The sequence below is a fragment of the Paenibacillus amylolyticus genome (assembly GCF_036894225.1).
Taxonomy (GTDB): domain Bacteria; phylum Bacillota; class Bacilli; order Paenibacillales; family Paenibacillaceae; genus Paenibacillus; species Paenibacillus amylolyticus.
On record NZ_CP145892.1, the window covers coordinates 2,735,003 to 2,760,901 of the forward strand.

Sequence of the window (25,899 nt, forward strand, 5' to 3'; positions counted from 1 at the left end):
TGCCCCCCGTATCCGTTTGAATGAGGACTCTGATTTTATAACTAAAACCAAGGAGGTGGATATGGCCTTAGCCTTTGGAATAAGGAATTTATCCTAATATTCGATAAAGGAGAATGGAAGCGATGAGAAAAATGATATTTTTGAAAGCGCTTAAATTTGTTTTGATGATAACTTTGTTAGTTCCTTTGTATTGGGCGGCTCCATCTGTCCATGCGGCAGAAGGGGAAAATACCTTGATTCTGAGTCATGATTTTGAAGATGGCACGGTCCAGAGCTGGAGCGGACGCGGTGAAGTAGAAACGCTTCATGCAAGCGCCGTTGCAGCGCGTACCGGAGATTATGGACTGGAAGTGAGCGGGCGTGCTATGACATGGCATGGGCCAGCGCTGGATGTGACAGAACTTTTGGAGGTGGGACAGACGTATGTGTTCACTGGCTGGGTGAAGCTTCCGGCGGGAGCGTCCAGCACAAACCTCAATATGTCTTTACAGCGTACCCTGCCAGATACAACACATTATGAAAATTTAACATTCGGTACCGCATCCGCAGGCGGATGGACCAAGCTTACTGCACAGTTTAAAATGCTGGAACCAGCGAATCAGTTATCGGTTTATTTTGAAGTGCCAGACCGTGCCACAGCTTCTTTTTATGTGGATGATTTCCGTTTGGAGAAACTGCCAGATCTCGGACCCATTGTGATCGAAGAAGACATTCCTTCCCTACAGGATGCTTTTGCGGGCAAGTTTCGAATTGGGACGGCCTTCACGAACAATGAACTGCTGACCGAACCGGACAAGCAGCTGCTTACGAAGCATTTTGATAGTCTGACACCAGGCAATGTTCTGAAATGGGACAGTACCGAGCCGCAAGAGGGTATGTATAATTTCAGCGGGTCGGATGCCGCAGTTGCTTTTGCAGCAGCGAACGGACAAGAAATACGCGGGCATACCCTCGTTTGGCATACACAAACTCCGGATTGGGTATTTCACGATGCCAACGGCAATCTGGCGAGCAAAACGGTGCTGTATGAACGGATGCAGCAGCATATTGAGACGGTAATGGAGCGTTATCAAGGCCAGATCTACGCTTGGGACGTTGTGAATGAAGTCATTGATGCCTCCGAGCCGGATGGCCTGCGGCGCAGTCTGTGGTACCAGATTGCCGGGGAAGAATATATTGAGAAAGCATTTGAATTCGCCCATGCAGCCGACCCGGATGCCAAGTTGTTTATTAATGACTACAATACCCATGAGCCGGCCAAAAGTCAGGCCCTCTACAATCTGATCACTCGCCTTCAAGCCAAGGGTGTGCCTATTGACGGAGTCGGCCATCAAACACACATCAGCCTCTTTTATCCAACCCTTTCGGAAATTGAGAGTTCCATTGTCAAATTTAAGGCGCTGGGCCTCGAAACACATATTACTGAGCTTGATGTAAGTGTATATTCCAATGATTCGCAATCTTATGATATCTTCCCGGAAGAACTGAAGACACAGCAGGCAGCGCTGTACAAGTCCCTGTTCCAGATCTTCCTGAGGCATACGGACACAGTCAAAAATGTTACCTTGTGGGGCAAGGATGATGCCAATACCTGGCTACGAACCTTCCCGGTCGCCCGCAACAACTGGCCGCTGCTTTTCGACGAGCGACTCCAGTCCAAGCCAGCCTATTGGTCCGTATTAGAGACGGTCCAGGTCGAGGCAGTACCAGCCGCTCCGCAGAATCTGACCGCCACTGCGGTTAGTGACAACAGCATCAATCTAAGCTGGAGTGCATCTGCAAGTGCGACCTCCTATACGGTAAACAGGTCGCTGACAGCAGCCGGACCGTATACATCTGTGGCTGCTGTATCGGGAACAAGTTATAAAGATATGGCGGTATCTGCCGGAACCACCTACTACTATGTGGTGAATGCGGTTAACAGCGTTGGGAAGAGTGTGAACTCCGTTCAAGCTTCCGCAAAGGTTCAGGGTGGAGGGCCGCCAGAGCCTGCTGGCCATCTGACTCTAGCCTATCGTGCAGGGGATACAAATCTGCTCGATAACCAAATGAAGCCGCAGTTTGTCATTCACAACAACGGTACCTCCGCAGTTAGCCTGAATGAACTGACAATTCGTTACTGGTATACAGTGGATGGGGAGAAACCACAATCCTTTTTCTGTGATTATGCACAGCTTGGAGGCAGTCAGATCAGCGGCAGCATAGTGAAACTGCCTGCACCTGTTCCTGGAGCGGACCATTATCTGGAACTGAAGTTCGGTACCGGAGCAGGCGTGATCCCGGTCGGAGGAACCTCTGGGGAGATACATACCCGGTTGCACAAAGCAGACTGGTCCAATTACAGCGAAGGGGATGATTATTCCTTTAACCCGCTGCAGACCTCTTTTGCCGATTGGACCAAGGTAACTCTTTACCGGAACGGCGAGCTTGTCTGGGGAGTGGAGCCTATATCCTAATTTGCTAAGTCGTTATATCTAGCCTAGCCGGAGATCCCAGATCTCCGGTTTTTTTAATGCAATAGAACAAATCTGTGTATCTCTATCCCTTCCCTGGCAACTGGTATCACATATCCATGCGAATGAGCCCGGCCCCGGCCGAAGCGGGGGAACTGATGGTATAATGATCTCAATAATTGCAGGAGGAGCGCTGAGGGGATGACAAAGCCCGACTGGAAGACCTTTTTGCCGCATAAGCTCAGGTATCGGCTGTTTGGTGCGTTTGTGGTGTTGATTCTGCTGCCATTCAGCGTACTTAATGTCTACAACTATGGACAGATCGAATCTCTGGTTGAGCAAAAAATCAGCGAACAGAGCCACGAGCAACTGGTGCAGATGTATGGTTCTCTGGAGGACCAGATGAGTATTGCATTTAAAACCCTGATTTTTCTGGAACAGGATTCAGCCGTAAGAAACGCCCTGACTTCTCCAGACAATCGTTCTCCGCTTGAGAATAAGTCGTTGGTGGAAGAGAAGTTCAAGATGATCAACAACAGCTTTTTTCTATATAATCCTTCCGTGTACTTCACGCTGTTAGATTTTCATGATAACGTTTACACTTCATATTTGCCCAAAAAAGCTCTGGCCTATGGCCCTTATCGGGAACAATTTCGCAAGCATCTTGGAGAAATGACCTTCATCGAGGGCAACACTGATTCAAACTCGTTTCCAGCAGAAGAGTTGCTCTACCGCTGGGATGCCCGGGATACCAACCATGTCCTGCGGGAGTTATCCTCCAGCCCGTATCTCTTGTCCCTCTATGCGTATATGAAGGACAGTGGCGGCAAAAGGTACGGAATGGCACGGATCAGCATCGATTATTCGTACTGGTTTCAGTCTATGCTGAAGGATTCGCAGAGCAATCAGGAGTATTTCCTGATTACTGGCAATGGGGAAACGATTGCCCGCTCGTCCGAAAAAGCGGTACTTTCCCCAGACGTGACCCGGGAAATTGCACTTCATCCGGCAGAGGCCTATCTGACGGATAATGATTCAGATACGCTGATTAACTACGTATACATCGAGTCACTGGACTGGTACATGGTAAATCGTATTCCACTAGCTGTGTTGTTCACGGAGATATCGGGGCTTAAGCAGCGCTATTTTTTAACGTTTTTTGGCTTCACAGCAGCATTTGTGCTCATGGCCTTTATGATCTCGGCGACGTTCACTCGGCCTTTATCACATCTGCAGAACCAGATGAAGGAGGTAGTACGCAAAAACCTCAAGGTCCGTATCCCTGAAGGCCGCAGCCGCGGAGAAGTGCTGGAACTGACCCGTACGTTCAATACGATGCTGGATGATGCCAATCAGATGATCAACAGACTCAAGGCGGAGGAACGCCAGAAGGAAGCGGTACATTTTCATATGCTCCTGGCCCAGATGAATCCGCACTTTCTCCTGAATACATTGAATACAATGAAATGGAGTGCGATCCGCAGCGGGAATGAAGAGATCTCCGAGATGTGTGTTTCCTTGGGCAAATTACTGGAGGTCAGCCTGAATTCACAGGTCGAATTGGTATACCTGAAGGACGAGATTGAGTTGGTTCAAGCCTACCTTCATATCCAGCGGATTCGTTACCGCGATAGCTTCGAGGTGACTTGTGAATTTGACGATAAACTGGAGTATGCGCTCGTGCCCAAGCTGAGCTTGCAGCCACTGGTGGAGAATGCCATTCATCACGGTGTCGGGCCACTGGAACAGCTTGGTCAGATCCGTATCAGCATTTACAGGCAAGACACAGGAAAACTGATGCTGGAGGTGGCCGACAACGGAATTGGCATGGAGGAATCCCGACGTCAGCAGATGACCCGCACACGTCCGGGGATCGGCCTGTCTAACCTTAAGGAACGATTGCGATTATTGTTCAAAGGCCAAAGTGAACTTGAAGTGATTGATACCAAGCCGGGGACATTAGTGAGGTTCAGCATTCCTTTTTTATTGTCGACGCCTTACTTACAGAAGCGGTCAGACTAGGGCGTGTCTGAAAACTCCGAAGGAAGCAGATTTTGCTGAATTTTCGTTCCAAGCAAGGAAGTTTTCCGCAGGCGTGCCGGGGCACGTCAAGGGGAAGTGACGCAGCATGGGGCGAAAAGGCGGTAAAAGATGCACTTCGCGAGTTTTGAGACACGTCCTACACGACTGGAGAGGGGAATCTGGCATGTGGAAAGTATTACTTGTAGAGGATGAGGTATTCGTACGAGAGTCGGTGAGAGAGATTATTTCCTGGGAAGAGCTGGGCTTCACGGTCATCGGGGAATCCGGTAACGGGACCGAAGCGCTGGCGATGATTATACAGGATACACCGGATCTGGTACTGACCGATATTGTCATGCCAGGTATGGATGGTCTGGAATTACTCAAACAGACCCGTCAGGCCGGGTTAAAAACCAAATTTGTCATGCTCACCTGTATGGGGGAGTTCGAATATGTACGCCGTGCAATGGAATACGGGGCTTCCAATTATATTTTGAAACTGTCCATGAGTGTGAATTCACTGCGTGATACACTCCGTAAAGTAAGTGCAGAACTGGGAGCTTCGACTGAAGCCCGGACAGAGACAGATCATCATCAAGTGCCACCTTCCACACCGGTTCTCACATCAACGCCTGTTTCGCCTGATTCTCTTACGGTCTCTTCTGCGCCCCCGTCTGATACGGATCTTCCATTTACACCTGTTCGTGAGCCGATTGTGAAACATCCGGAGATTAGCAAAATAATTCAATATATCGGGCAGCATTACGACCAGGACATTACCGTCAAATCCATGTCACGATATGTGATGATGGGCGAGAATTATGTGAGTGCTCTGTTCAAAAAGAAAACCGGCCATACCCTGATTCATTACTTGCATGGGGTACGGATGGAGAAAGCGGCTGAATACTTGCGCGAGACGGACCTTCCTGTACAGGAGATTGGTTACCGGGTAGGGTTCGGAAGTGATAATTATTTCATTAAAATATTCAAGCGTTGGACCGGTTGCACGCCCAGCCAGTATCGCCATCGTTCGTGACTCACAGGATGAGTAGAAGGAATATGTGTACCGAGTGCTCAGGCAAGCACAAGTAAATCCGTATTTTTGTTCAATCCGAATCATGGATATGTATCTTATGAACCCAGCAAGGTCCCTGCTACGATGTAACGGAAGGTACACTTCAATTCAGGGAGGTCATGTGACCAGATGAGAATCAAAAAAGGATTAACGGGATTAATCGTAGGTGCGCTGATGCTGGGCTTGCTTGCCGGCTGTGTAGGTAAAAATGAGACGAACGGTGGAGATAACGGAGGTGGAGCGGCAGGGGGAAAAGTGAAGCTCACCATGTGGGGCGCGGTGCCGCCCGAGAATGGTCCACAGGAAGTGGTGGATACCTGGAATGCGGAACATCCTGATATTCAGGTGGAATATGTGCGGTTTGTGAATGACGATGATGGCAACCTGAAGCTGGATACGGCGCTGTCCACCGGGCAGAACGTTGACCTGTACGTCAACTATACCCTCACAAATCTGGATAAACGCATCAAGGGTGGGACAGCACTGGATCTGGGCGAGTTCACCGATTACAACATTGATGAGAAAATGGGTGAAGATGCGGCTTCCTGGAAAGTGGACGGCAAATATTACGGGATGCCAACCAAGAAAAACGCTGCCTTTTTCGCTTTAAATATGAAAGCGCTTGATCAGGCGGGACTGAGCGTACCAACAGCCTGGACTTGGGATGAAGCCCGTGAATATGCACTCAAACTGAAGACAGCTGGCTTCAAGTACGGATTGGTGCAACATACCGCTTCCTATGTAGACCCGCTCGATTCCGTTCTGGTGAAGAACGGTTATGTTAAGGCAGACGGCACTTCCAACCTAGATGATCCGCTCGTCACTAAATGGCTGGAGACTTTGAACGGAATGATGAAGGAGGATGCAACCACCCCTCCGCTCGGAGAGCAGCTGACTTCCAAAATGCCGGTGGAGAACATGTTCCTTGGCGGTGAGTCTGCCATGATCAACATCGGCGAATGGCTGATCCGCACATCGAACAACATGACCGAATTCCCGCGGGATTGGAAAATTGCCTTTGCCCCTGTACCGAGACTGGCTGCACAAGAAGCAGATATGGTGAAGAGTGGAGGACTTGGTGACTTTATTGCGATTAATTCCAAGTCGAAAAATAAAGAAGCCGCATGGGAGTTCCTGAAATGGTACGCCGATGGGGGAATGATGCCGATGGCTGCGGGTGGACGTTTGCCTTCCTCCAATGCGGTTGATCAACAGACTGCGATCGATCATCTGCTTGGCGATTATGCCGATTCTTATGATAAAGAGTCTCTGGAATTTGTGTTGTACGGTGACGAGACACCTACGTTTGTCCGCAGCATTGCGCAGGAAGTGGTCGATCTGCGTGCACAGGAGTATGAAAAGTTCTTCCTCGGTAACCAGACTGCCGAAGTAACGGTACAGAACATGGTCAAACGCCATAATGACTGGCTGAAGCAGAATCAATAGGTTGCAAAAGCAATGAGTCCAAAGGCCGTCCCAATGGGGCGGTTTTTTCTATATAAGCAATAGAACAATTCCATGTTGTTTTCCTCCCGAAAGTCACTGCCGAAATACATATATCTGTGATATCAGGTACAGGGTTATGTTCCTTAAATGTTAGAGGACATCTTGTTATGCTTAATTCCAGAACAGATGTTAAGGAGTGGGGGAGCATATGCATAAATCCTGGATGAAACGGCAGAGCAGACTCGGGTATCTGTTTATTGGGCCCAATATGATTGGCGTGCTGTTGTTTTTTATTATACCGGCTGTCTATTCGTTCTATCTCATGTTCACTGATTACAAATTCATGAGCCCGGAGACGAATTTCGTCGGGCTGGACAATATCCGCCGGATGTTGAATGATGATCTGTTTGGCGTGGCGCTGCGAAATACATTTGTATTTCTGTTAGCGGTTCCGGTATCGATGGGGTTGGCATTTATCGTGGCGGTGGCGCTGAACAAGTCGGTGTATTGGCAAAAAACGCTGCGTGCCCTCTATTTCATGCCCTATATCACCAGCGGCGTTGCCATCGCTTTTGTCTGGATGCTGCTGTTCCAGCCAACATCGGGGCCCATTAATGGCTTCTTGCGGGGGATCGGTATTACGAATCCACCCGGATGGTTATCAACAACCGAATGGTCCATGTATGCGATTGATATCATCTGGATCTGGTTCATGTTGGGTTACAACATGATTATTTATCTGGCCGCTTTGCAGGAAATTCCGGAGGAATTGGTTGAGGCTGCACGGATAGATGGAGCCCGTCCTTGGCAGACGATACGCCAAGTGATCTGGCCGCTTGTGAGTCCAACGACCTTTTTGCTACTGATTACGGGGCTGATTATGACGATCAAAAACTTTGGTATCATTCAAGCGATTACCCAGGGTGGGCCGGGGAACAGCACAACCGTCCTGTCACTTTTTATCTACCAGAATGCCTTCCGATATTACGAGATGGGATACGCTGCCGCCATAAGCTGGGCACTCTTTGCCATCATCATGATATTCACTGTTTTGCAGTGGCTCGGTCAGAAACGTTGGGTTCACTATTAAGGAGGGGAGGGATCGTTATGGAGAAACAAATTGCCGCGAATGCGAAGCCCACAGCTCCACATTCACCTAAAGTTAAAGTCCGCATGGAGTCCTTGAGCCAGATTCGAAAAATCATATTGACACTTCTGATGTCCGGGTTTGCTTTGCTGATGATTATGCCGTTTATCTGGATGATCAGCACGTCGTTCAAATCTCCTGCGGACGTATTCACCTATCCCATCCAGTGGATACCCTCCAGCCTGAACTGGGAGCATCACATTAAGGTTTGGAGTGGAGCGGATACCTTTGCGACGTATTATCTGAACTCGTTGAAAATATCGCTAATTAGCACGGTCGGAGCTGTATTTCTCTCGGCTTTTGCAGCCTATGGCTTCGCACGGATTCAATTCAAAGGCCGGGAGACACTGTTTCTGATCTATCTCTCGATGATGATGGTGCCTCCGCAGGTGCTCTTTGTACCGAAGTTCCTGATGTTTGAATGGGTCGGCATATATAATACGCATTGGGCATTGATCCTGCCCGGAATGTTCACGATCTTTGGCGTGTTTATGCTGCGACAATTTTTCCTGTCCGTGCCATCAGAGATATCGGAAGCGGCGTTCATCGACGGTGCCGGTCACCTGCGCATATTCTTCAGGCTGATTCTACCCTTGGCGAAGCCAGCGCTGGCTACCCTGGCGATCATAGATTTCTCATGGCATTGGAATGACTATGAGAATGCGCTTGTGTTCCTGATCGACAAAGACCTGTACACCGTTCCGCTCGGACTGCAGAACTTTATTCTGGAGAATAATGTGGACTACAACGGCATGATGGCCGCTGCCACGGCAGGCATTATTCCGATGATCGTCGTTTTCCTCGTGGGTCAGCATTATATCATTCAGGGCGTGGCCGGAAGTGCCGTGAAGGGCTGAAGCTGCTGTCACTGTGATCCCATATAATAACCCTTTTGCTGAACGAAGAGATTTTCGCGGCAGAAGGGTTTTCTGTTGAAAGGGAGAATTAATCCATGATCTGAGTTTATCCATTGGAGGCGATTCTTTATCGGGATTCATGGGACATATTTAAATGAAGGAAGAGGATGTTGTTGAAGATGAGTATAATCATATTTATTGTTTTTATATTGGTTGGTGTTTCTTCGTTCTTTCTAACCTTTTTTCCTAGTTGGATCTTTTTAAATTTGATTGGAGCAGCCATGGCAGTATTTACACTTGGTATGGGGTTGTTTCATGGCATGAAGCAGATAAAAAACATCGTAAAACGAATATCTTTCAAGTGCTGTTGCATCATTTTTGGTATCGGCTTGATATTACTTTTTGCTCCTAAGATAGTGTCGGGTATTCAGGATATAGGTCCTTATCTCTCCCAAGATTACGAAACAGTAACAGGTAAACCGAACTACATAGGATCCATGGGCAAGAAATGGAGGGAACAAACCATCGAAATAAATCAAATGGAATTGATTAACACTCGGGATATCGCCTGGGAAAATCGAGATAAAACACTGGAAATAAAGTATCTGCCCAGAACGAAATATGTTATGAGTATTAGAGCAGTTGAGTAATCGATATATTTTCAAATATCTCTGAGTCTAATCTGAACGATCAATATCTTCTCCAATACAATAGTTCAAACTTCGTATATAATTAACATTGACATATGATGCTGTATGACTACATAACTATCGCGAGGTGCACTAGACTTATGCCAACCATCTACGACTTTACCGTAACCAGAACCAGTGGAGAGCGTTTCCCACTCTATCAATATGAAGGAAAACCTGTGCTCATCGTAAACACGGCAAGTAAATGTAAATATACGCACCAGTTTGATGACATGCAGAAGCTGTATGACCAGTACAAGGATCAAGGACTTCAGATTATTGGTTTCCCGTGTAACCAGTTTGCAGAGCAAGAGCCTGGAAGCAGTTCGGAAGCGGAATCGTTTTGCCAGATTAACTATGGTGTGAAATTTCCGATGTTCTCCAAACTGGATGTGAATGGAGAAGCGGCGCACCCGCTCTACGACTTTTTGAAAAGATCAGGGCCTTTTGCAGGCTTTGATGAAACAGATATACAGGCAAAATTATTGAAATTAATGGTGGCTGAGAAGGCACCAGAATGGTTACACGGCGATGCAATCAAATGGAATTTCACAAAATTCCTGATTGATGCAGAGGGGCGTGTGGTCAGACGCTTCGAACCTGTCGACTCCATCGACGAGATTCAAGAGAGTATTAAACAGCTTCTATAATTTCACTTTCATATATCCTACAGGGGCATGACACAAATCGTTTCCCTCTTCCGAACAGGAGGTGCATGAATGTGCCGAGCATGATGCAATTTAGCGCTTCACTGGAGTATAGTTACCGATCCACCAGCACGTTTAACCCAGGCAAGTCAGATGGATTCCATTCACATCCACATTATGAGATTTATTATTTTCATGATGGAGAATGTACCTATATCATAGGAGACCGGGTATATAACCTGGAGCCGGGTGATCTGGTGTTAATGCATGGCCTGACTCTTCATCGACCACATCCGAAGCCAGGCAGTGCTTATGAGCGAAGCACACTGCATTTTGATCCGTCTGCAATCCGCAGCAGCCTGCATCCGGACCGTATGGCTGAGGTCCTGAGACCATTTGAAGAACTCAGAAATTGCCGGGTCAATCTGAAGGGAGATAACCGCTCTGAATTCGAAGCTCTATTGCATGATCTTCATCGTCTGTCTCAAAGTCAGAGCAATTTCAGGCAAGAGCGAATGAATGTCAGACTGTGTGATCTGTTGTATTTTGTAGCAGAGATCTGCCAGGGTGATGTCCAGGAACAACTTCCCTCATCGGAGAGGGAGCGGCATGTCCAACACATCATTCGTTATGTGGATACCCATTATATGAAGGACATTGGTCTGGATGATTTGGCACTGGAATTACATCTGTCCAAGCCATATCTGGCAGGCATGTTTAAGGAAATGACAGGTTTGACGATATTCAAATACCTGTATGACCGTCGTATCAATCAGGCGAAGCTTTTGTTTCAGTTCCAGCCTGAGATCACCGTGACAGAAGCAAGTCGATTGTCCGGTTTCAAACGCCTTTCGCATTTTAGTCGGATGTTCAAACAAAGTGTGGGATGTTCGCCTGATCTGTACCGTACCCAATTGCATCGCCAATCATAGAAGTCGTCTTTGAGCTGACCAGCTTGTCTGGTTGGCTTTTTTTGTTGGTTTTTGTTTGAGGAATGCATCCCACTGTGTTTAGAGGACACGCAGAACAGGTAAAGAAAGGTAATGAACCCAGAGGAGGCGAATATGAATGAAACAGCGCACACCGGATCAGAATAACAACGATACCCAACAGGAACAATCCCGTGACAATCCTGAACAATATAAGACAGAGCACGAAAGTCTGCTTGACCGACATGAAGAAGAACAGACTGTAGATCCAATTCCGATGGAAGATCTGAATATGGAAGCTCAGGAAGAGAAGAATAAAGATCAGACAAAAAGTAACTCGTCTACGGAAGAGAAATACCGGGCGGATTATCGCAAAAAGACGGGCGAAGGATAATTCCAATTGCTGTGTTGGGCAAACTTGTGGAAATGTTTTCGGTGAATGTATATTTAGTGAAAATAAATTAGTTTGTTGACTAATGTATGTTACTATATTATAGTTACTATGTTGGCAATTGAAAAAAAAAATTTGGGAGGCGAATAAGAATGACAACTTTTTTTGATGCGTTGAAAAACAGAAGATCTTATTATGGAATCAGCAAGGAATCTACAATTTCGGATGCTAAAATCCAGGAAATCGTAGAAGAAGCGGTGAAATATACACCAACTTCCTTTAACTCACAAACATCCCGTGCCGTTGTATTGCTCGGTGAACAACATGATAAATTGTGGAATCACACAGAAGAAATTTTGCGTGAAGTGGTAGGTAATGAAGAAGCCTTCAAATCCACAGCAGAGAAAATGACTGGATTCCGCAGCGGATATGGTACGGTTCTCTTCTTCGAAGATAACAATGCGATCGCACAGCTTCAACAAAATTTTGCAGCTTATGCAGATAACTTCCCAATCTGGGCTAACCAATCCAACGGTATGTTGCAACTGGTAATCTGGACTGCTCTGGAACAAGAAGGTCTGGGTGCATCTTTGCAGCACTATAACCCGTTGATTGATGAGAAAGTGAAACAAGAATGGAGCATTCCTGAGAACTGGAGATTGATCGCTCAGATGCCATTTGGTAAACCAACGGCAGCACCGGGTGAGAAAGAATTCCAACCGATTGAAGAGCGCGTAAAAGTACACAAGTAAGCTTCGCATTTCCCAACATTTAACCACATACGGCCTCGCTTCAATTTGATACGATGATAGTTGATCGTAATCCAATGAAGCGAGGCTTTTTGATGTGAATAATAGATTAAAAGACATAACGAACCAACGGATATGGAAAATGGCTTTATGCGGGTTATTAACACTTGGATCGCTGGCTGGATATGGCTCTACTGTTCAGGCTGCAACCGTGCAGCAACAGTTTCAGGATACGCACACCAGTTACGCCAAGGATGCCATTACACATCTGGTGGCAAAAGGCATTGCTGCCGGTACGTCAGAGACTACGTTTGAACCGAAGAAAGCCGTTACTCGTGCAGAATTTGCGACGTTTGCTGTGAGATTACTAGGTTTGAAGCCCGTTAAAAATAATATTAATCCCTATCAGGATATAAGCATGAATGCTTGGTATTACGGCAATGTTGCCGCCATGACGAATCTTTTTATTCTGGAGGGTAAGGGTCAGGGAACGTTCCAGCCTAATGCTTCTATTACGCGCGAAGAAGCGGCTGCCCTTCTTGTTCGAATGTTAAAACAACAACCCGTAGAGACATCACTCTTATCTTCAACGTATTTTGACGCAGCGGATATCTCGGACTGGGCACGTCCTTATGTTCAGACGGTATATCAACTTGGACTAATGCGGGGAAGCGGAGGCGTGTTTCGACCACATGACCAGGTAACACGAGAAGAAGCAGCCGTAATGCTCGATGCCATTTTACAAAAGAAAACATGGTCTGAGCAGTTACAACGTGGGGATGAACTTGGCGTTCAGCTGGGCTGGCAATATAACTCCACTACAACTGAATTCAAGAAACAAGTGGAACAGTCTGAGGTCAACACACTTGTCCCACGCTGGTTTTTCCTGAACAGCAGTATGAAAGTAACAGATCACGCGGACCCTGCATTGATCTCCTGGGCATCAGCCACCGACAGGCAGCTATGGCCATTACTTGGGAATCGTTCCGATTCGGCACTTACCCATCAGATGTTATCCAGCTCAGCCAACCGAGCGACAGTGATCTCACAGGTAGCCGCTTATGTCAAAACCTATAAATTGGACGGCATTAATGTGGACTTTGAGAATGTTGATCCTGCGGATCGTGAAGGGCTGACGGCATTTGTGACCTCTTTGACGGCTACGTTGCACGCACTCGGTGCTGTGGTGTCCGTGGACGTTTCGCCCGACCTGGGTACTGATTGGACGGATGCATTTGATTATGCCAAACTGGGCGCTGTATCAGATTATATGGTGCTGATGGGATACGAGGAACACTGGAACGGTGATCCGAAAGCAGGATCAGTGGCGTCTCTTCCATGGGTAGAAAAGGCTTTGGATACCATGCTCTCCGAGGTGGTACGTGCCAAAACAATTTTGGCCCTTCCGTTATATACACGAGACTGGTCTTCCGTGAATCCGGCAACCAGTTCTTGGGACATTACACTGGCAGACCAGGGAATGCGTGCGCATGCTACGGGATCTGTAAGACGATGGGATGCAAGTCTGGTTCAATATATTATCGGGTACAACAGTAATGGTAAGCCAAGATATATATGGGCAGAGGACAGTCGTTCGTTATCAGCCAAAGTGTTAATGAGTGAGCAACGGCAAATTGCTGGACTGGCTTACTGGTATATGGGCGGCGAAACAGCCGATGTATGGAACGCCATTTCAAATGCTTCGCGATTTGAATCATATAACTTCTAAAATTCATGAATCTGATAGACTCAAGCGAACCGGGATGCTGCCGGATGGTTTGGGTCTGTTTGTTTTGGTATAAGATAAGCAATATCAGGAATCGTTTAAGCTTGGCTGAACGGTTTAATGTATATAAGGACAAATTGTTTAATTAAATTAAATAAATGGAAGTTCAGGAGGAGAAGGAGCATGCGAGAGGTTGATTGCATAATTGTAGGTGGAGGGCTCGCAGGGCTTCAGGCAGCCATTCAGCTTGGACGTTATTCAGCTCATCAGGTGTTGGTAATCGACGCGGGAGAAGGCAGATCGACGTTATGCCGGACTTATCATAATATCCTCGGTTTCCCCGATGGGGTATCCGGTGAAGAGCTTAGAGAACGAGGCAGGATGCAGGCAGAGCGGACTGGTGTATCTTTTGAGAAAGACCGTATCATTAAAGCGGAACGTAAGGGAGAACATATTCAATTATTCGGTACTTCCGGATCTGAATATAGGAGCAAAACCGTGTTATTGGCAACGGGGCTCACGGATAGAGTTCCGGACATTCCGGGACTAACCCCTACGCTGGGCCGAACGGTGTATGTCTGCCCTGATTGCGATGGTTATGAGATTCAGGATCAACGTACGGTACTATTGGGATCTGGCGAACCAGGTGCCAATATGGCGATGATTTTAATTCAGCGTACGAATGATCTGTTATATATCAATCATGAGCAGGCTCCCATATCTGCAGAGCTGCATCGGAGCATGAAAGAGGCGGGAGTTCGTTATCTGGAAGCCGCTGTTCAGGAAGTACAACAGATTGAGGATGGCCATATCACCGGTGTTCTGACCGAAGATGGGCAGATCTTTGAGTCGGAGCGTGGATTTATCGCATTTGGAGGTAACCGGGTACACTATGAACTGGCGGAGCAGCTGGGAGCTGTGATTGCAGATAATAAACATGTAGAAGCTGATCCGCGCAGCTTGCAGGCAGCGAATAATGTATGGATAGCCGGGGATCTGGGACTGCACGCAGAACAAGCAACCGTTGCGATGGGTGAAGGTTCCATTGCCGCGATCTGGATTCATAAGGCGTTACAGCAGATGACAAAGGATTAACGTTGAATTTCACCTCCAGATATGAGGTTGATTATTCAATCGTTCATTACCAAAAAGTCCTCCCAAGCCATGCATGTGGCAGGAGGACTTTTTGAGTTATCTTTTGCTAGGGAGAAAAGGATTACGCTTATTTGTCTGATGAATCCGTTGACTTGGAGGAAGACTTCTCGTCCTTCGATTCATGGGAGAAATCTTTGCGAATGTTGTCCACGATATCACCAACCACGCCTTCGATCATATCGGTTGGTCCGGGATTATTTTTGTCTGGATGGATAACGGTATTCACTCCTGGTTCAAGTTCATCGTTTGTCTTCTCATGTTTGGTTTTATCACGCATGGGAAATCCCTCCTGGTTCGATATTGTATAAGGTGTTCATTAACATATCCAAACACCGTTACGTATATGTAAACGATTAACCGCTGTATTTCTTTTGAAACGTGTACTTGCTCATATATAGAAGATATATACAGAATTGAACGTACTGATTAAACTTCTGCAATACGTTTATATTATAGATAACCAATGAGTATTAAGTTTAAAGCTTCAAACCAATAAACAACTATTATGCAGGAGGTTATTCAAATGAATGAAGAAAATCATGTAATCCATAAAGATGGCCAAGTTTCAACTGACAAGGTGGACAATGCAATTGAGAAGATTGCGCCGGAAGAAAGAGAACAGATTCTACAGAACTTTGATGCATTCAAAGAATACCTGGGTAAGCGAATTGCCATGGGAGAATCGATTGGACTAAGTGAGGAGCAGATGGCCAAAATTGCCGAGAAAGTAGCGGATTATCTGGCAGCTCGGGAGGAACCCCGTAATCGTGAAGAAAAACTGCTGCAGGAGTTGTGGAATGTCGGCAAGGAAGATGAACGTCACATGTTGGCTCATATGCTCGTTCGTTTGGCGCAAAGCTCCACACCCAATCATTAAGATTAGTAAGTTAATAACCTCTGAATGGCGATGCCTTCAGGGGTTATTGCCGTTTACGGAGACTACAGACAGGAGTGATGACGCACATTGTAACTATTTTTAATCTGGCTGATACTTTTATAATCCCTGTTCGAAGTATGATAGGAAAAGAAAGAACGTTGGAATCGATAGTTCACATGAGCGTTTGAGAAGCAAGACTTCCGGTTAAGGAATAGTAACGTTCATATTAAGGAGAGATGTTACCTATGAAGAACGCGACAAAACAATGGAAACTAGGAATGATCGGTGCAGTTGTTGCTTTACTTGGCATGATTGTGCTGACTACATATTTACTTACCCCTGCGAATGCTCAAGGTAGTACGGACGCTCAACAACCTTCTGCGAAAGAAGCTCAAGTTGCAAACTCCGAGATGTTTACAGCCTATGTTGAAGGTATGCATATAGAAGACGGCAAATTGTTTATGACAGTGGACAAGATTGGCTGGTATCAGGGTGAAGAAGCTGATGCGATTTTTGCACAGCGCAATCCGGAAGCAGGTATAGACGGTGCTCCAGATGGTTACTATATTGTCAATGATAGCAAAGAGCAGGAACAGGTTGAGGTTAGTGCCGATGCTGAAGTATTGATGCAGTTGTATGATCGGGATGGTACGATGCAGGGCGCAGATATTCAGTGGAATGAACCTGTGACATTATCCAAGTTCGAATCGTTGTATGAGAATACCCGTATTCTTGATCTATCCGTATTCCCGTATCATCTGACGGTGCAGGACGGAAAAGTTACTAAAATTGTGCAACAATACATCCCATAAAATAAGATGAAATCCATCATCAAGCATTCCTCCTGTTCATTGGAACGGTGAGGGATGCTTTTTGGTTATGACAAATTCATGAAAGCGATTGTAATTAATGGTAGGTACATGTATCATTATTGGAATGGCGTTTTTACATAGTTCAGGAGGAGCCTCATGCTTAAAGACATGATTGCATTAACTAAGCCCGGACTTCTAAGGTTAAATGTGTTTGCGGTGGCGGTAGGGTTCTGGGTAGCTTCAAAATGGGATATCAACTGGTTATCTCTGCTCATGGTCGTGATTGGATCAACTTTGGTTATTGCTTCAGCTTGTGTAATCAACAATTATTGGGATCGTGAATTGGACCAAAAGATGGAGCGCACCAAAAAAAGGATGGATTACATTAACCATCTGAAGCCAGGGTTTGTACTTGGCTATGGCATTATCCTTGGTGTTGTGGGACTAGCAGTACTATTTTTCCTGGTGAATCCGTTATCAGGGTGGATGGCACTGCTTGGGTGGTTCGCTTACATCGTGATTTACACGATGTGGTTGAAACGCAGTTCAACGTGGAGCACGTCACTGGGTGGAATTGCGGGAGCGATGCCGCCTGTCATCGGTTATACGGCTGTAACGAATGAAATTGATGCAGGTGCCTGGTTGCTGTTTGCACTATTATTCTTGTGGCAACCACCACACTTCTGGTCATTGGGTATTCGCCGGGTAGAGGAGTATCGCGCTGCGGGCTTCCCGTTGTTGCCAGTGGTTAAAGGGGTGAAACGCACCAAGTTTCAGATGATTCCTTATGTTTTTCTGCTGCTTCCTGCTGTATTCCTGTTGTATTATTACGACTACGTAGGTCTGGTATTTCTGATTGTATCTCTGGTCGGTGGACTGATCTGGTTTGTGCATACCCTTAGCGGACTGAAGACACAGGATGATGAGAAGTGGGCAAAATTAAACTTTTTGATCTCGGTGAACTATCTCATGATTGTATTTATTGTTATGGTAGCGAATACGGTATGGTCATAATTAAACGATGAACAGATCGTTTTCAGAGAGATTTCAGCTTAAGCTATATAAATTGAACTAAACATTTACACAAAACGGAGAGGACAGAAAGAACCTGAAGAAGCGAAAGCGTTCGCCTTTATCCCCGGATTTTCACCTTTGTTAAAATGATTCGAAAAATCCGGGGATAACAGCGATCGGAAGGTGGTTCTGTCATCGAAGTGTCCAGTGGAAATATGCTTTAGTCCATTTTTTATAACAGGCTGCATCGAATGAAAAAGCACACGATGGAATAGCGTTTGGACAACCTTGAGTTGTTACAACATATTCTATAGGGTGCTTTTTTGGTATAATAAAACAATTGAATTATATATGTGGAAATTATAATGCAAGATGGGAAGTGACAGCATGAGTAATTTGGAACAGGCCGTGCAATGGAGACAAGAAGGCAAGGTGCAGGAAGCGATTGAACTACTGCAAGAGATTACAGTCCAGGAACCCGAGAATGCCAATGTCTGGTATCAGCTGGCTTGGGCACATGATTCGCTTGGATTGGAGCGGGAAGCTGTCCCGCATTATGAGAAGGCACTGAGTCTTGGTCTTTCTGGTGAGGACAGAGCAGGGGCGATACTCGGGCTGGGCAGCACATATCGAACGCTTGGACAGTATGAGCAGGCAAAGGTTTGGTTTGGAACGGGCTTGAAAGAATTCCCGGCGTACCGGGAATTTGAAGTTTTCTATGCCATGGTGCTCTACAATCTGGGTGAACATGCAGAAGCGATGCAAAGACTGCTCGTGCAACTTGCGGACACATCAAGTGACAAGAGAATCAATGACTATAACAGAGCAATCCGTTACTACGCAGATCAGCTCGATCGGGTGTGGGAATAGATCGAATACACAGAAAAGGGAGAGATGGATGAATGAACTCCAATCAAGATCTGAAACAGGTAAATGAAAGGTTGGATCAAATTGAGCAGAAGCTGGATAGATTGGGAGAGAGCCAACAGGGCAAACGCTCACCTGGCGTGCGCTTCCTGATTGGTTTTGGCATCACGATTGCGATTATATCTGTACTGTTGCTGACTCTTGGTGTTATCCAATTTGTGAGTAATGTGAGTAATGGATAGAAAAAGTCGATCATGACGACAGGTAGTGAGTTCTCCAAATTTACATTACCTGGCCGAGCCACTGTTGTACCTCTTCAATGAAACGCCGCGTAGCTGGCGATAGATTGCCCAAAGATGGGCAGGCCATGCCAATTGTACGATAAGGATCTCCAGAGAGTGGCACGAGCGCGAGTGAATCGGTATGATTTTGAAGAACCATTTCCGGAAGCAGGCTGATGCCGAGGCCATTACGGACCATCGCCATAATGGCTTGATCTTCGGCTACTTCATAGACGACATTAAGCTTGGCCGCATGCTGTCGGATCAGTCGTTCAATCTCGTTATCTCCGCCCCACTTGGGCAGTATAAAGGGTTGCTCCAGTAAAACATCAAACGAAACAGACTCCTCTGAGGCGAGAGGATGATCCAGAGGCAGGATGCACATCATCCTGTCTTTTTGTAATGGGATCGTCTCAAAAGGTGAAGAATCGCCGAGAGACAGAAATCCGAGATCGATGGCGCCTCCAGCCAACCAGCCCTCAATCTCAGCATAATCGCCCTCCCACAACTTAATCTCAATTCCGGGATGACGCAGGCGAAATTGTTTCAGGATGCCCGGCAACCATTGTGTGGAGACACTTGCGAAGGTACCAATACGCACCGTACCAATCTCCGCGCCGCGAATGAGGGAGATTTCCTGGTTCATCAGTTCCGTCCAGCGCAGAATCTCACGTGTGTATCCCAGAATGCGTTCCCCTTCAGCGGTAACCCGCACACCCGAGCGGCTGCGATGGAGCAGGGAAAAACCACATTCTGTCTCCAGACTGGCGATGGCATGGCTGACTGCGGATTGGGTGATGTTCAACGCTTCTGCCGCTTTGGTGAGACTGCCATATTCCACAACGGTATTCAATATTTCGTATTTGATCAGGGACATGAATGGTTCCGTTCCTTTCCATTTTTGATGTATGAGTTTATTTCATATAATATATTATAAATATTCATTTTTATAATGCAAAGAGATCGTTTATACTTGCCAAGGCGAGTTAGTTTGACGCACGATCACACAGCTCAGAATACATAGAATGAAGGTTGAAGCAAGATGAATGGTGTACAGGTTAATCAAGGTCAGGCAACAAGAAGAGCGGACATACAGATGCTGCTCGCAACGGTTATATGGGGATCTTCCTATCTGTTTATGAAATCGGGTCTGGAGTCCATGCAAGAATTGAATCTGGTCGCATTTCGTTTTGGAATTGCCTTTATTGCGGCAGGACTTCTTTTTCATCGGCGGTTGTTTAACATGGATCGCAGAACACTTGTGGCAGGCGCTATTATGGGGACAGCTTTATTCGCTGCATTTGTATTCATCACCTATGGTGTGCAACGAACCACGACATCTCAAGCGGGATTCCTAATAAGTTTGGCCGTTATTTTTGTACCGATCCTGACGACGATCCAGCATCGTCGTATGCCGGATAAACGATTGACACTCAGTATCCTGGTTGCCGTTACCGGCCTTGGCTTGCTGACGCTTCAGCATCAGCTTAGTCTGCACACGGGAGATATTCTCTGCATACTAGCAGCACTTGTGTATGCCATCTATATAATGATTGCTGGCAAGTTCACACCGAAGCATGATCCGTTAACATTGGGAACAGTTCAATTGGGTGTTGCAGCGATGTGGGGAATTGCAGCTACATTTATGCTGGAAACGCCACGTATGCCCGATACGGCTGAATCCTGGGCAGCCATTCTTGGCTTAGGTGTTTTGTGTAGCGGCTTGGGGTATATTCTGCAGACACTCGCGCAGCGTCATGCCTCTCCCACAAGAACAAGTCTGATTTTTTCACTCGAACCACTGTTTGCAGCAGCCTTTGCATTTACCTTTCAAGGGGAATCGCTAACGTTGCAAGGGTATGCGGGAGCAGCTTTGATGTTGGTTGGTGTTCTGATCACAGAGATCAAACTTCCACAGCCTATCTTCTGGCGCAGAAAACGCCCGGTTTTACAGTCGGAACTTGGCGATCAGGGAGCACCAGGCATATAATTGGGGGATAAAAGGTCCTTTCGTCATCTTCTATGGAAGGTGGGGAGAGGGCCTTTTTTGGTTATGTCGTCCACCTTGTGAAACAGATAAACATCTACCTAACAAAAACAAAATAACATAACCTTGTTTTGTTGATTTTTGTTTTTTATGCTACACTGAATGGAAAATTAGGAAAAACGGGTGAGTAGGATGGCCAAAAGAGTAACGATGCAGCAAATTGCGGATGCTGCGGGGGTGTCCAAATTCGCAGTCTCCCGTGCGCTGACAGGCAAGCCTGGTGTGAGTGAGCATACACGCGAGATGATTGTCAGAACGGCGGGGCAGCTCGGGTATTTCAGAACTGAGCCTAAGCGTTATCCGGGGGAGACACAGATATCAACGGAGATGAAGCCAGAAGCGGAGCGACAAGGCACCATATTGATTTTGTTCCCCAACATTCGTTCTCAGAATCGAGCTTCCTTATACTGGGGGCCTGTGTTTGATGGCATTTCTGAGAGGTTGAATGAGAAGGGGATGGATATTTTAACGCTGACAGAACCCTCTTCAGATCGGATGTTCTCGGTCCTTAATCCCGAAGCAATCAGCGGAGTCATTACCGTGGGCACCATCTCGACATCGGTATTGCTGGAGATTTACAGACTGCGTATTCCGCTTGTCATGGTGGATCATGAAGACCCTGCCATATACGCAGACTCGGTTTTTACGGACAATATGAAATGTATGAAAGAACTGGTTCTCATGCTCGTTGGTAAAGGGTATAGAAGGTTCCAGTTTGCCGGGCAACTGCCCGATGCAGCAAGTTTTAGAGAACGCTGGCTTGGATATCGTATGGTGCTGGAAGAGAAACAGTTGGAGGGGGAACAGCAAGACGGCTTGCTGGGACCAGAGTATGATCAGATCCGGAGATCCATTGCTGAAATGGAGCTGGAGGATATCCCTGAAGTTATCGTGTGTGCAAATGACCATACAGCTGTCATTGTCATTCAGGCACTCCAAAGTCGAGGCATTCAGGTGCCCGAACGTTGTGCCGTAACCGGATTTGACAATACGCAGACGGATGAACCCATTCTTGCTTCGGTACATATTAACAAAGAGAATCTGGGAACGAGAGCAGTAGACCAGCTATTGTGGCGGATCAAACACCTGGATGAACCTTATGAACGCAAGCTGATCTATTCGGAATTAATTATTCGTGATGAATATAACGCCAGTATACTGTAACGGGATATGAATTTACGGGCTCATTTTAACAATGATCATACGGGTAAATGAAATCAGGTGAAAGACATGGAGAGGTCAGAGCTTCATGTCTTTTTGTTATGCAGAGATTGTTTAACAAATTAAATCACAAAACAGATTGACTATAAGAAGCATATCGTGTTAATTTTGTTTTGTAAGTTATTTGTTTTTATAATAACAAAACCTAACAAAATGTTATTTACCAACTCTAACAACAATGGAGGCTGTCATGAGCACAATACAATCACATGTTTTTCAGAATTGGACGTTCAAGGCTTGCGAAGATCAAGAGTGGATGCCGGCTCAGGTGCCCGGCTGTGTGCATACAGATTTGCTGAAGCTGGGCAAGATTCCAGATCCTTTTTATGGAACAAACGAGAAGGAAGTACAGTGGATTGATAAGATAGATTGGGAATATCAGACGGAATTTGACGTTGCCGAAGGGTTGTTCTCCCAAGAACATCTGGAACTGGTGTTTGATGGTCTGGATACATATGCGGATGTGTATGTGAATGATGTGCATGTGTTATCAGCAGATAATATGTTCCGGGTATGGAAGGCAGATGTAAAGTCTGTATTGAAGGGGAACGGCAACATTCTTCGAATACGTTTTCGGTCACCAATTCAGGAAGATCTGCCTAAGCTGGAGAAGCTCGGATATGCATTACCTGCATCGAATGATCAGTCCGATGTTGGTGGACTTGGCGACAAGAGAGTAAGTATTTTTGCACGTAAAGCCCCGTATCACTATGGTTGGGACTGGGGTCCGCGTTTTGTAACCAGTGGGATCTGGCGTGAAGCACGTCTTGAAGGTTGGACACAGGTACGAATCAATGATGTGTATATCCAGCAAAATGAAGTAAGCGCTACCTCAGCTTCATTAACTGCTGTTGTGGAAGTCGAGACATCACAAGCGGTAGATACGATTATTCGTATCGGCGCAGATGGACAGAGATGGGAAAGATCCGTATCACTACAACCCGGAACTCAGACTGTGGAGATTCCAATCTCTATTGATGAACCGAAACTGTGGTGGAGCCGTGGGCTTGGTGATCCGCATATGTACACCTTCCTTACCGAAGTGCTTCAAGGTGAGCGAGCTGTGGCTGAATCTACAGTGAAGACGGGGCTTCGTTCCATTCGGCTGGTACGTGACAAAGATGAAGCAGGAGCATCCTTTTACTTTGAACTAAATGGTGTTGCGGTCTTTGCCAAAGGGGCCAATCACATTCCAAATGATAGCTTCATCACTGAAATTACTCATGAACGTTATCGTCATGAGATCGTATCCGCAGCCGAGTCTAATATGAATATGCTACGCGTGTGGGGTGGCGGAATCTATGAGCAGGATGTGTTCTACGAACTGTGTGATGAATACGGAATCCTGGTATGGCAAGACTTCATGTTTGCATGCAGCATGTATCCAGGAGATGAAGCGTTCCTGAACAGTGTGAGACATGAGGCTATTGATAATGTGAAACGTCTGCGCAACCATCCAAGTATTGCACTCTGGTGTGGGAACAACGAGATTGATTCGGCTTGGGCTCACTATGTTGAGAATGGTGGCTGGGGTTGGAAAAAGGAATTTACTGCCGAGCAGCGTGAGAGCATCTGGGCCGATTACGAAGCCATCTTCCATGATTTGCTGCCAGAAGTCGTTGAAGCATATGCGCCAGGTGTGGATTACTGGCCTTCCTCACCACTGGTATCACTGACAGGGGATGAGACGCAACATGCGCACCCATCCACAGCTGAAGGGGATATCCACTACTGGGGCGTGTGGCACAATGTAGAACCATTCGAGAACTACAACGTGCATGTGGGTCGTTTCATGAGTGAATACGGATTCCAGTCTTTCCCGGAGTACAAGTCAGTACGCACTTACGCGGAAGAAGAGGATCTGGCTCTGGAGTCGGAAGTCATGTTGGCTCATCAAAAGAATGGCGCAGGCAATCGTCTGATCAAACAGTACATGGATATGTACATGCATGAATCGAAGGACTTCCCATCGTTCCTGTATATGAGCCAGGTGCTTCAGGCGGAAGCAATGAAGACAGCCATTGAAGCGCACCGTCGCCGCAAACCATTCTGTATGGGCACACTTTACTGGCAAATGAATGATTGCTGGCCAGTGGCTTCATGGGCAGGTATGGACTACCTTGGTCGTTGGAAAGCATTGCAATATTATGCGAAACGCAGCTTCAGCGATGTGTTGGTATCGGTAGATGGAACCAAAGAAGAAACAACAGATATATATATCATCTCGGATCAATTACAACCTGTAAAAGGGCAGTTACAGATTCGTTTGCTCGGGTTCGATGGAACGGTGCATCGTGATGAAACACATGACGTGACCTTGGCACCTAATACAGGTGATCGAGTGCTGTCATTACGTAACGTGGAATGGCTTGAAGGTCATGATACAGCTAACACGCTGCTGCGCCTGGATCTGAAACAGGAAGGTGCTGCGAATATCGTACAGGAACACTATTTTGTACCGTCCAAAGACCTTGCTCTGCAGCCTGCAAACATCAATGTAAGCGGAGGAGCGGATGAGAACGGCGTTCATCTGGTACTGGAAAGTGACGTGCTTGCTAAACAGGTATGGCTATCTTCGGATGTGGAGGGTGTCTTCTCAGATAACTTCTTCGACTTGATTCCTGGCATTCCAGTGAAGGTGCAGTTCACTTCCAGAGAGGGATTGCAGTCTAATGATGTGATATCAAATCCGGGACCGATCGAGGTTCGATCCATGATTGATTTTATTCGTTTGACCTAGAAGACACGGTTGGAGTCTCTCATAAGAGAGATTTCAACCGTTTTTTTATTGAAAACTGACCCCATTTATATATCGTAATGGTTTCGTAATACTTCGCTTAGAGAATCGTAAGCTGTCTTGCTTATTGTAATCCATGTAAGTAATAAACGAATGGAGAGTGATAAGAATGATGAAAACAAATAAGAGCAAAAAAGCGATGGTAGCAGCGGTATTGATGATGTCTATGGCCTTTTCTGGATTGGCAAGTGCTGCAGATATGAAAACGATTAAAAAGGATGGCATGGAGCTTGTTCAATTGAGACAGGCGGCGAAAATGTATGATTACAGCATTATGTGGGACAGCAAGGACAGATCTGTAACTTTGATGTATATGGGCAAAATGGACGACAAGATGATGAAAGACGACAACATGATGGAAGACGACATGATGATGGAAGATGACAAAATGATGGAAGACGACATGAAGATGAAAGACGACACCATGGTGGAAGACGACATGAAGATGAAAGACGACACCATGATGGAAGAAACGATGATGCCTGCGGGGAAAACGATTAAATTGTGGATTGGATCGAAAAAAATCATGGTAGACGGTATGCAAGTTAACTTGAAATCGATGCCTGTCATCCATGAAGGGAATTCGTATGCGGCTGAGTCTGTAATTAAACAATACATGATGCCCGCCATGGGAATGAAGTAATTTAAGGGCTAAGCATCGCCATCACCATATGATATGATTGGCTCAAATGTATTT

General features: G+C 46.3%; 24 protein-coding genes. 22 read left to right on the forward strand and 2 right to left on the reverse strand.

Translation table 11 applies throughout. The features are described 5' to 3' along the window. The first annotated feature begins 122 nt into the window (after positions 1 to 122). From V6668_RS12490 to V6668_RS12550, 13 genes are all read left to right on the forward strand, one after another. Positions 123 to 2,456, forward strand: a complete 2,334-nt coding sequence (locus tag V6668_RS12490; RefSeq protein ID WP_338708576.1) for an endo-1,4-beta-xylanase — start codon at positions 123 to 125, stop codon at positions 2,454 to 2,456. Positions 2,457 to 2,654: 198 nt separating this feature from the next. Further along, positions 2,655 to 4,475: a sensor histidine kinase gene (locus V6668_RS12495; RefSeq protein WP_338708577.1), complete on the forward strand. Its 1,821-nt coding sequence runs from the start codon at positions 2,655 to 2,657 to the stop codon at positions 4,473 to 4,475. 184 nt (positions 4,476 to 4,659) lie between these two features. Beyond that, positions 4,660 to 5,511, forward strand: a complete 852-nt coding sequence (locus tag V6668_RS12500) for a response regulator transcription factor (protein ID WP_036670530.1) — start codon at positions 4,660 to 4,662, stop codon at positions 5,509 to 5,511. A gap of 168 nt (positions 5,512 to 5,679) precedes the next feature. Next, positions 5,680 to 6,996 carry an ABC transporter substrate-binding protein gene (locus tag V6668_RS12505; protein WP_047842606.1) on the forward strand — a complete coding sequence of 439 codons (1,317 nt, stop codon included), beginning with the start codon at positions 5,680 to 5,682 and terminating at the stop codon, positions 6,994 to 6,996. A gap of 208 nt (positions 6,997 to 7,204) precedes the next feature. After that, complete coding sequence (locus tag V6668_RS12510) at positions 7,205 to 8,086, forward strand: carbohydrate ABC transporter permease (protein WP_036670532.1); 882 nt, start codon at positions 7,205 to 7,207, stop codon at positions 8,084 to 8,086. Positions 8,087 to 8,103: 17 nt separating this feature from the next. Next, the gene (locus V6668_RS12515; RefSeq protein ID WP_422395255.1) at positions 8,104 to 9,000 is read left to right on the forward strand and encodes a carbohydrate ABC transporter permease; all 897 of its coding nucleotides are present in this window, start codon (positions 8,104 to 8,106) and stop codon (positions 8,998 to 9,000) included. Between the two features lie 179 nt (positions 9,001 to 9,179). Continuing rightward, on the forward strand, positions 9,180 to 9,650 hold the full coding sequence (locus V6668_RS12520; RefSeq protein ID WP_076318600.1) for a hypothetical protein: 471 nt from the start codon (positions 9,180 to 9,182) through the stop codon (positions 9,648 to 9,650). Positions 9,651 to 9,790: 140 nt separating this feature from the next. Further along, on the forward strand, positions 9,791 to 10,339 hold the full coding sequence (locus V6668_RS12525) for a glutathione peroxidase (RefSeq protein ID WP_036609037.1): 549 nt from the start codon (positions 9,791 to 9,793) through the stop codon (positions 10,337 to 10,339). A gap of 65 nt (positions 10,340 to 10,404) precedes the next feature. Then, positions 10,405 to 11,268: an AraC family transcriptional regulator gene (locus V6668_RS12530; protein ID WP_036609035.1), complete on the forward strand. Its 864-nt coding sequence runs from the start codon at positions 10,405 to 10,407 to the stop codon at positions 11,266 to 11,268. 136 nt (positions 11,269 to 11,404) lie between these two features. Further along, the gene (locus tag V6668_RS12535) at positions 11,405 to 11,659 is read left to right on the forward strand and encodes a hypothetical protein (protein WP_036609033.1); all 255 of its coding nucleotides are present in this window, start codon (positions 11,405 to 11,407) and stop codon (positions 11,657 to 11,659) included. A 149-nt stretch (positions 11,660 to 11,808) separates the two neighbouring features. Beyond that, positions 11,809 to 12,408 carry a nitroreductase family protein gene (locus V6668_RS12540; protein WP_074094703.1) on the forward strand — a complete coding sequence of 200 codons (600 nt, stop codon included), beginning with the start codon at positions 11,809 to 11,811 and terminating at the stop codon, positions 12,406 to 12,408. 94 nt (positions 12,409 to 12,502) lie between these two features. After that, positions 12,503 to 14,134: an S-layer homology domain-containing protein gene (locus V6668_RS12545; RefSeq protein ID WP_338708578.1), complete on the forward strand. Its 1,632-nt coding sequence runs from the start codon at positions 12,503 to 12,505 to the stop codon at positions 14,132 to 14,134. Positions 14,135 to 14,314: 180 nt separating this feature from the next. After that, a complete protein-coding gene (locus V6668_RS12550; protein WP_338708579.1) occupies positions 14,315 to 15,226 on the forward strand; it encodes an NAD(P)/FAD-dependent oxidoreductase in 912 nt (303 codons plus the stop codon). A 127-nt stretch (positions 15,227 to 15,353) separates the two neighbouring features. Here V6668_RS12550 and V6668_RS12555 read toward each other — a convergent pair whose 3' ends face one another. Further along, positions 15,354 to 15,563: a hypothetical protein gene (locus V6668_RS12555; protein WP_338708580.1), complete on the reverse strand. Its 210-nt coding sequence runs from the start codon at positions 15,561 to 15,563 to the stop codon at positions 15,354 to 15,356. 246 nt (positions 15,564 to 15,809) lie between these two features. Here V6668_RS12555 and V6668_RS12560 point away from each other — a divergent pair, with 246 nt between their 5' ends. The 5 genes from V6668_RS12560 (at position 15,810) to V6668_RS12580 (ending at position 19,098) form a co-directional block, all read left to right on the forward strand. After that, on the forward strand, positions 15,810 to 16,163 hold the full coding sequence (locus V6668_RS12560) for a DUF3243 domain-containing protein (RefSeq protein WP_036609024.1): 354 nt from the start codon (positions 15,810 to 15,812) through the stop codon (positions 16,161 to 16,163). Between the two features lie 245 nt (positions 16,164 to 16,408). Next, on the forward strand, positions 16,409 to 16,975 hold the full coding sequence (locus V6668_RS12565) for a hypothetical protein (RefSeq protein WP_047842614.1): 567 nt from the start codon (positions 16,409 to 16,411) through the stop codon (positions 16,973 to 16,975). A 156-nt stretch (positions 16,976 to 17,131) separates the two neighbouring features. After that, positions 17,132 to 17,989 carry a heme o synthase gene (gene cyoE / locus V6668_RS12570; protein ID WP_338708581.1) on the forward strand — a complete coding sequence of 286 codons (858 nt, stop codon included), beginning with the start codon at positions 17,132 to 17,134 and terminating at the stop codon, positions 17,987 to 17,989. Positions 17,990 to 18,376: 387 nt separating this feature from the next. Beyond that, positions 18,377 to 18,859, forward strand: a complete 483-nt coding sequence (locus V6668_RS12575) for a tetratricopeptide repeat protein (protein ID WP_338708582.1) — start codon at positions 18,377 to 18,379, stop codon at positions 18,857 to 18,859. A gap of 32 nt (positions 18,860 to 18,891) precedes the next feature. After that, positions 18,892 to 19,098: a hypothetical protein gene (locus tag V6668_RS12580; RefSeq protein WP_282321732.1), complete on the forward strand. Its 207-nt coding sequence runs from the start codon at positions 18,892 to 18,894 to the stop codon at positions 19,096 to 19,098. Between the two features lie 40 nt (positions 19,099 to 19,138). Here V6668_RS12580 and V6668_RS12585 read toward each other — a convergent pair whose 3' ends face one another. Continuing rightward, positions 19,139 to 20,014: a LysR family transcriptional regulator gene (locus V6668_RS12585; protein WP_282321731.1), complete on the reverse strand. Its 876-nt coding sequence runs from the start codon at positions 20,012 to 20,014 to the stop codon at positions 19,139 to 19,141. A 165-nt stretch (positions 20,015 to 20,179) separates the two neighbouring features. On the opposite strand from V6668_RS12585, the gene V6668_RS12590 reads away from it, so the two are divergent. The 4 genes from V6668_RS12590 to V6668_RS12605 all read left to right on the forward strand — a co-directional run bounded on the left by V6668_RS12590 (position 20,180) and on the right by V6668_RS12605 (position 25,845). Further along, positions 20,180 to 21,127: a DMT family transporter gene (locus V6668_RS12590; RefSeq protein ID WP_036609019.1), complete on the forward strand. Its 948-nt coding sequence runs from the start codon at positions 20,180 to 20,182 to the stop codon at positions 21,125 to 21,127. 189 nt (positions 21,128 to 21,316) lie between these two features. Then, positions 21,317 to 22,348: a LacI family DNA-binding transcriptional regulator gene (locus V6668_RS12595; protein ID WP_100528793.1), complete on the forward strand. Its 1,032-nt coding sequence runs from the start codon at positions 21,317 to 21,319 to the stop codon at positions 22,346 to 22,348. Between the two features lie 247 nt (positions 22,349 to 22,595). Next, positions 22,596 to 25,145 carry a beta-mannosidase gene (locus V6668_RS12600; RefSeq protein WP_338708583.1) on the forward strand — a complete coding sequence of 850 codons (2,550 nt, stop codon included), beginning with the start codon at positions 22,596 to 22,598 and terminating at the stop codon, positions 25,143 to 25,145. Positions 25,146 to 25,311: 166 nt separating this feature from the next. Then, complete coding sequence (locus tag V6668_RS12605; RefSeq protein ID WP_338708584.1) at positions 25,312 to 25,845, forward strand: hypothetical protein; 534 nt, start codon at positions 25,312 to 25,314, stop codon at positions 25,843 to 25,845. Positions 25,846 to 25,899: the final 54 nt, after the last annotated feature.

Bases quoted from the DNA above. Each gene is read 5' to 3' on its own strand.
- V6668_RS12490 (WP_338708576.1), top strand. From the start codon at position 123: ATGAGAAAAATGATATTTTTGAAAGCGCTTAAATTTGTTTTGATGATA.
- V6668_RS12495 (WP_338708577.1), top strand. From the start codon at position 2,655: ATGACAAAGCCCGACTGGAAGACCTTTTTGCCGCATAAGCTCAGGTAT.
- V6668_RS12500 (WP_036670530.1), top strand. From the start codon at position 4,660: ATGTGGAAAGTATTACTTGTAGAGGATGAGGTATTCGTACGAGAGTCG.
- V6668_RS12505 (WP_047842606.1), top strand. From the start codon at position 5,680: ATGAGAATCAAAAAAGGATTAACGGGATTAATCGTAGGTGCGCTGATG.
- V6668_RS12510 (WP_036670532.1), top strand. From the start codon at position 7,205: ATGCATAAATCCTGGATGAAACGGCAGAGCAGACTCGGGTATCTGTTT.
- V6668_RS12515 (WP_422395255.1), top strand. From the start codon at position 8,104: ATGGAGAAACAAATTGCCGCGAATGCGAAGCCCACAGCTCCACATTCA.
- V6668_RS12520 (WP_076318600.1), top strand. From the start codon at position 9,180: ATGAGTATAATCATATTTATTGTTTTTATATTGGTTGGTGTTTCTTCG.
- V6668_RS12525 (WP_036609037.1), top strand. From the start codon at position 9,791: ATGCCAACCATCTACGACTTTACCGTAACCAGAACCAGTGGAGAGCGT.
- V6668_RS12530 (WP_036609035.1), top strand. From the start codon at position 10,405: ATGAATGTGCCGAGCATGATGCAATTTAGCGCTTCACTGGAGTATAGT.
- V6668_RS12535 (WP_036609033.1), top strand. From the start codon at position 11,405: ATGAAACAGCGCACACCGGATCAGAATAACAACGATACCCAACAGGAA.
- V6668_RS12540 (WP_074094703.1), top strand. From the start codon at position 11,809: ATGACAACTTTTTTTGATGCGTTGAAAAACAGAAGATCTTATTATGGA.
- V6668_RS12550 (WP_338708579.1), top strand. From the start codon at position 14,315: ATGCGAGAGGTTGATTGCATAATTGTAGGTGGAGGGCTCGCAGGGCTT.
- V6668_RS12555 (WP_338708580.1), bottom strand. From the start codon at position 15,563: ATGCGTGATAAAACCAAACATGAGAAGACAAACGATGAACTTGAACCA.
- V6668_RS12560 (WP_036609024.1), top strand. From the start codon at position 15,810: ATGAATGAAGAAAATCATGTAATCCATAAAGATGGCCAAGTTTCAACT.
- V6668_RS12565 (WP_047842614.1), top strand. From the start codon at position 16,409: ATGAAGAACGCGACAAAACAATGGAAACTAGGAATGATCGGTGCAGTT.
- cyoE (WP_338708581.1), top strand. From the start codon at position 17,132: ATGCTTAAAGACATGATTGCATTAACTAAGCCCGGACTTCTAAGGTTA.
- V6668_RS12575 (WP_338708582.1), top strand. From the start codon at position 18,377: ATGAGTAATTTGGAACAGGCCGTGCAATGGAGACAAGAAGGCAAGGTG.
- V6668_RS12580 (WP_282321732.1), top strand. From the start codon at position 18,892: ATGAACTCCAATCAAGATCTGAAACAGGTAAATGAAAGGTTGGATCAA.
- V6668_RS12585 (WP_282321731.1), bottom strand. From the start codon at position 20,014: ATGTCCCTGATCAAATACGAAATATTGAATACCGTTGTGGAATATGGC.
- V6668_RS12590 (WP_036609019.1), top strand. From the start codon at position 20,180: ATGAATGGTGTACAGGTTAATCAAGGTCAGGCAACAAGAAGAGCGGAC.
- V6668_RS12595 (WP_100528793.1), top strand. From the start codon at position 21,317: ATGGCCAAAAGAGTAACGATGCAGCAAATTGCGGATGCTGCGGGGGTG.
- V6668_RS12600 (WP_338708583.1), top strand. From the start codon at position 22,596: ATGAGCACAATACAATCACATGTTTTTCAGAATTGGACGTTCAAGGCT.
- V6668_RS12605 (WP_338708584.1), top strand. From the start codon at position 25,312: ATGATGAAAACAAATAAGAGCAAAAAAGCGATGGTAGCAGCGGTATTG.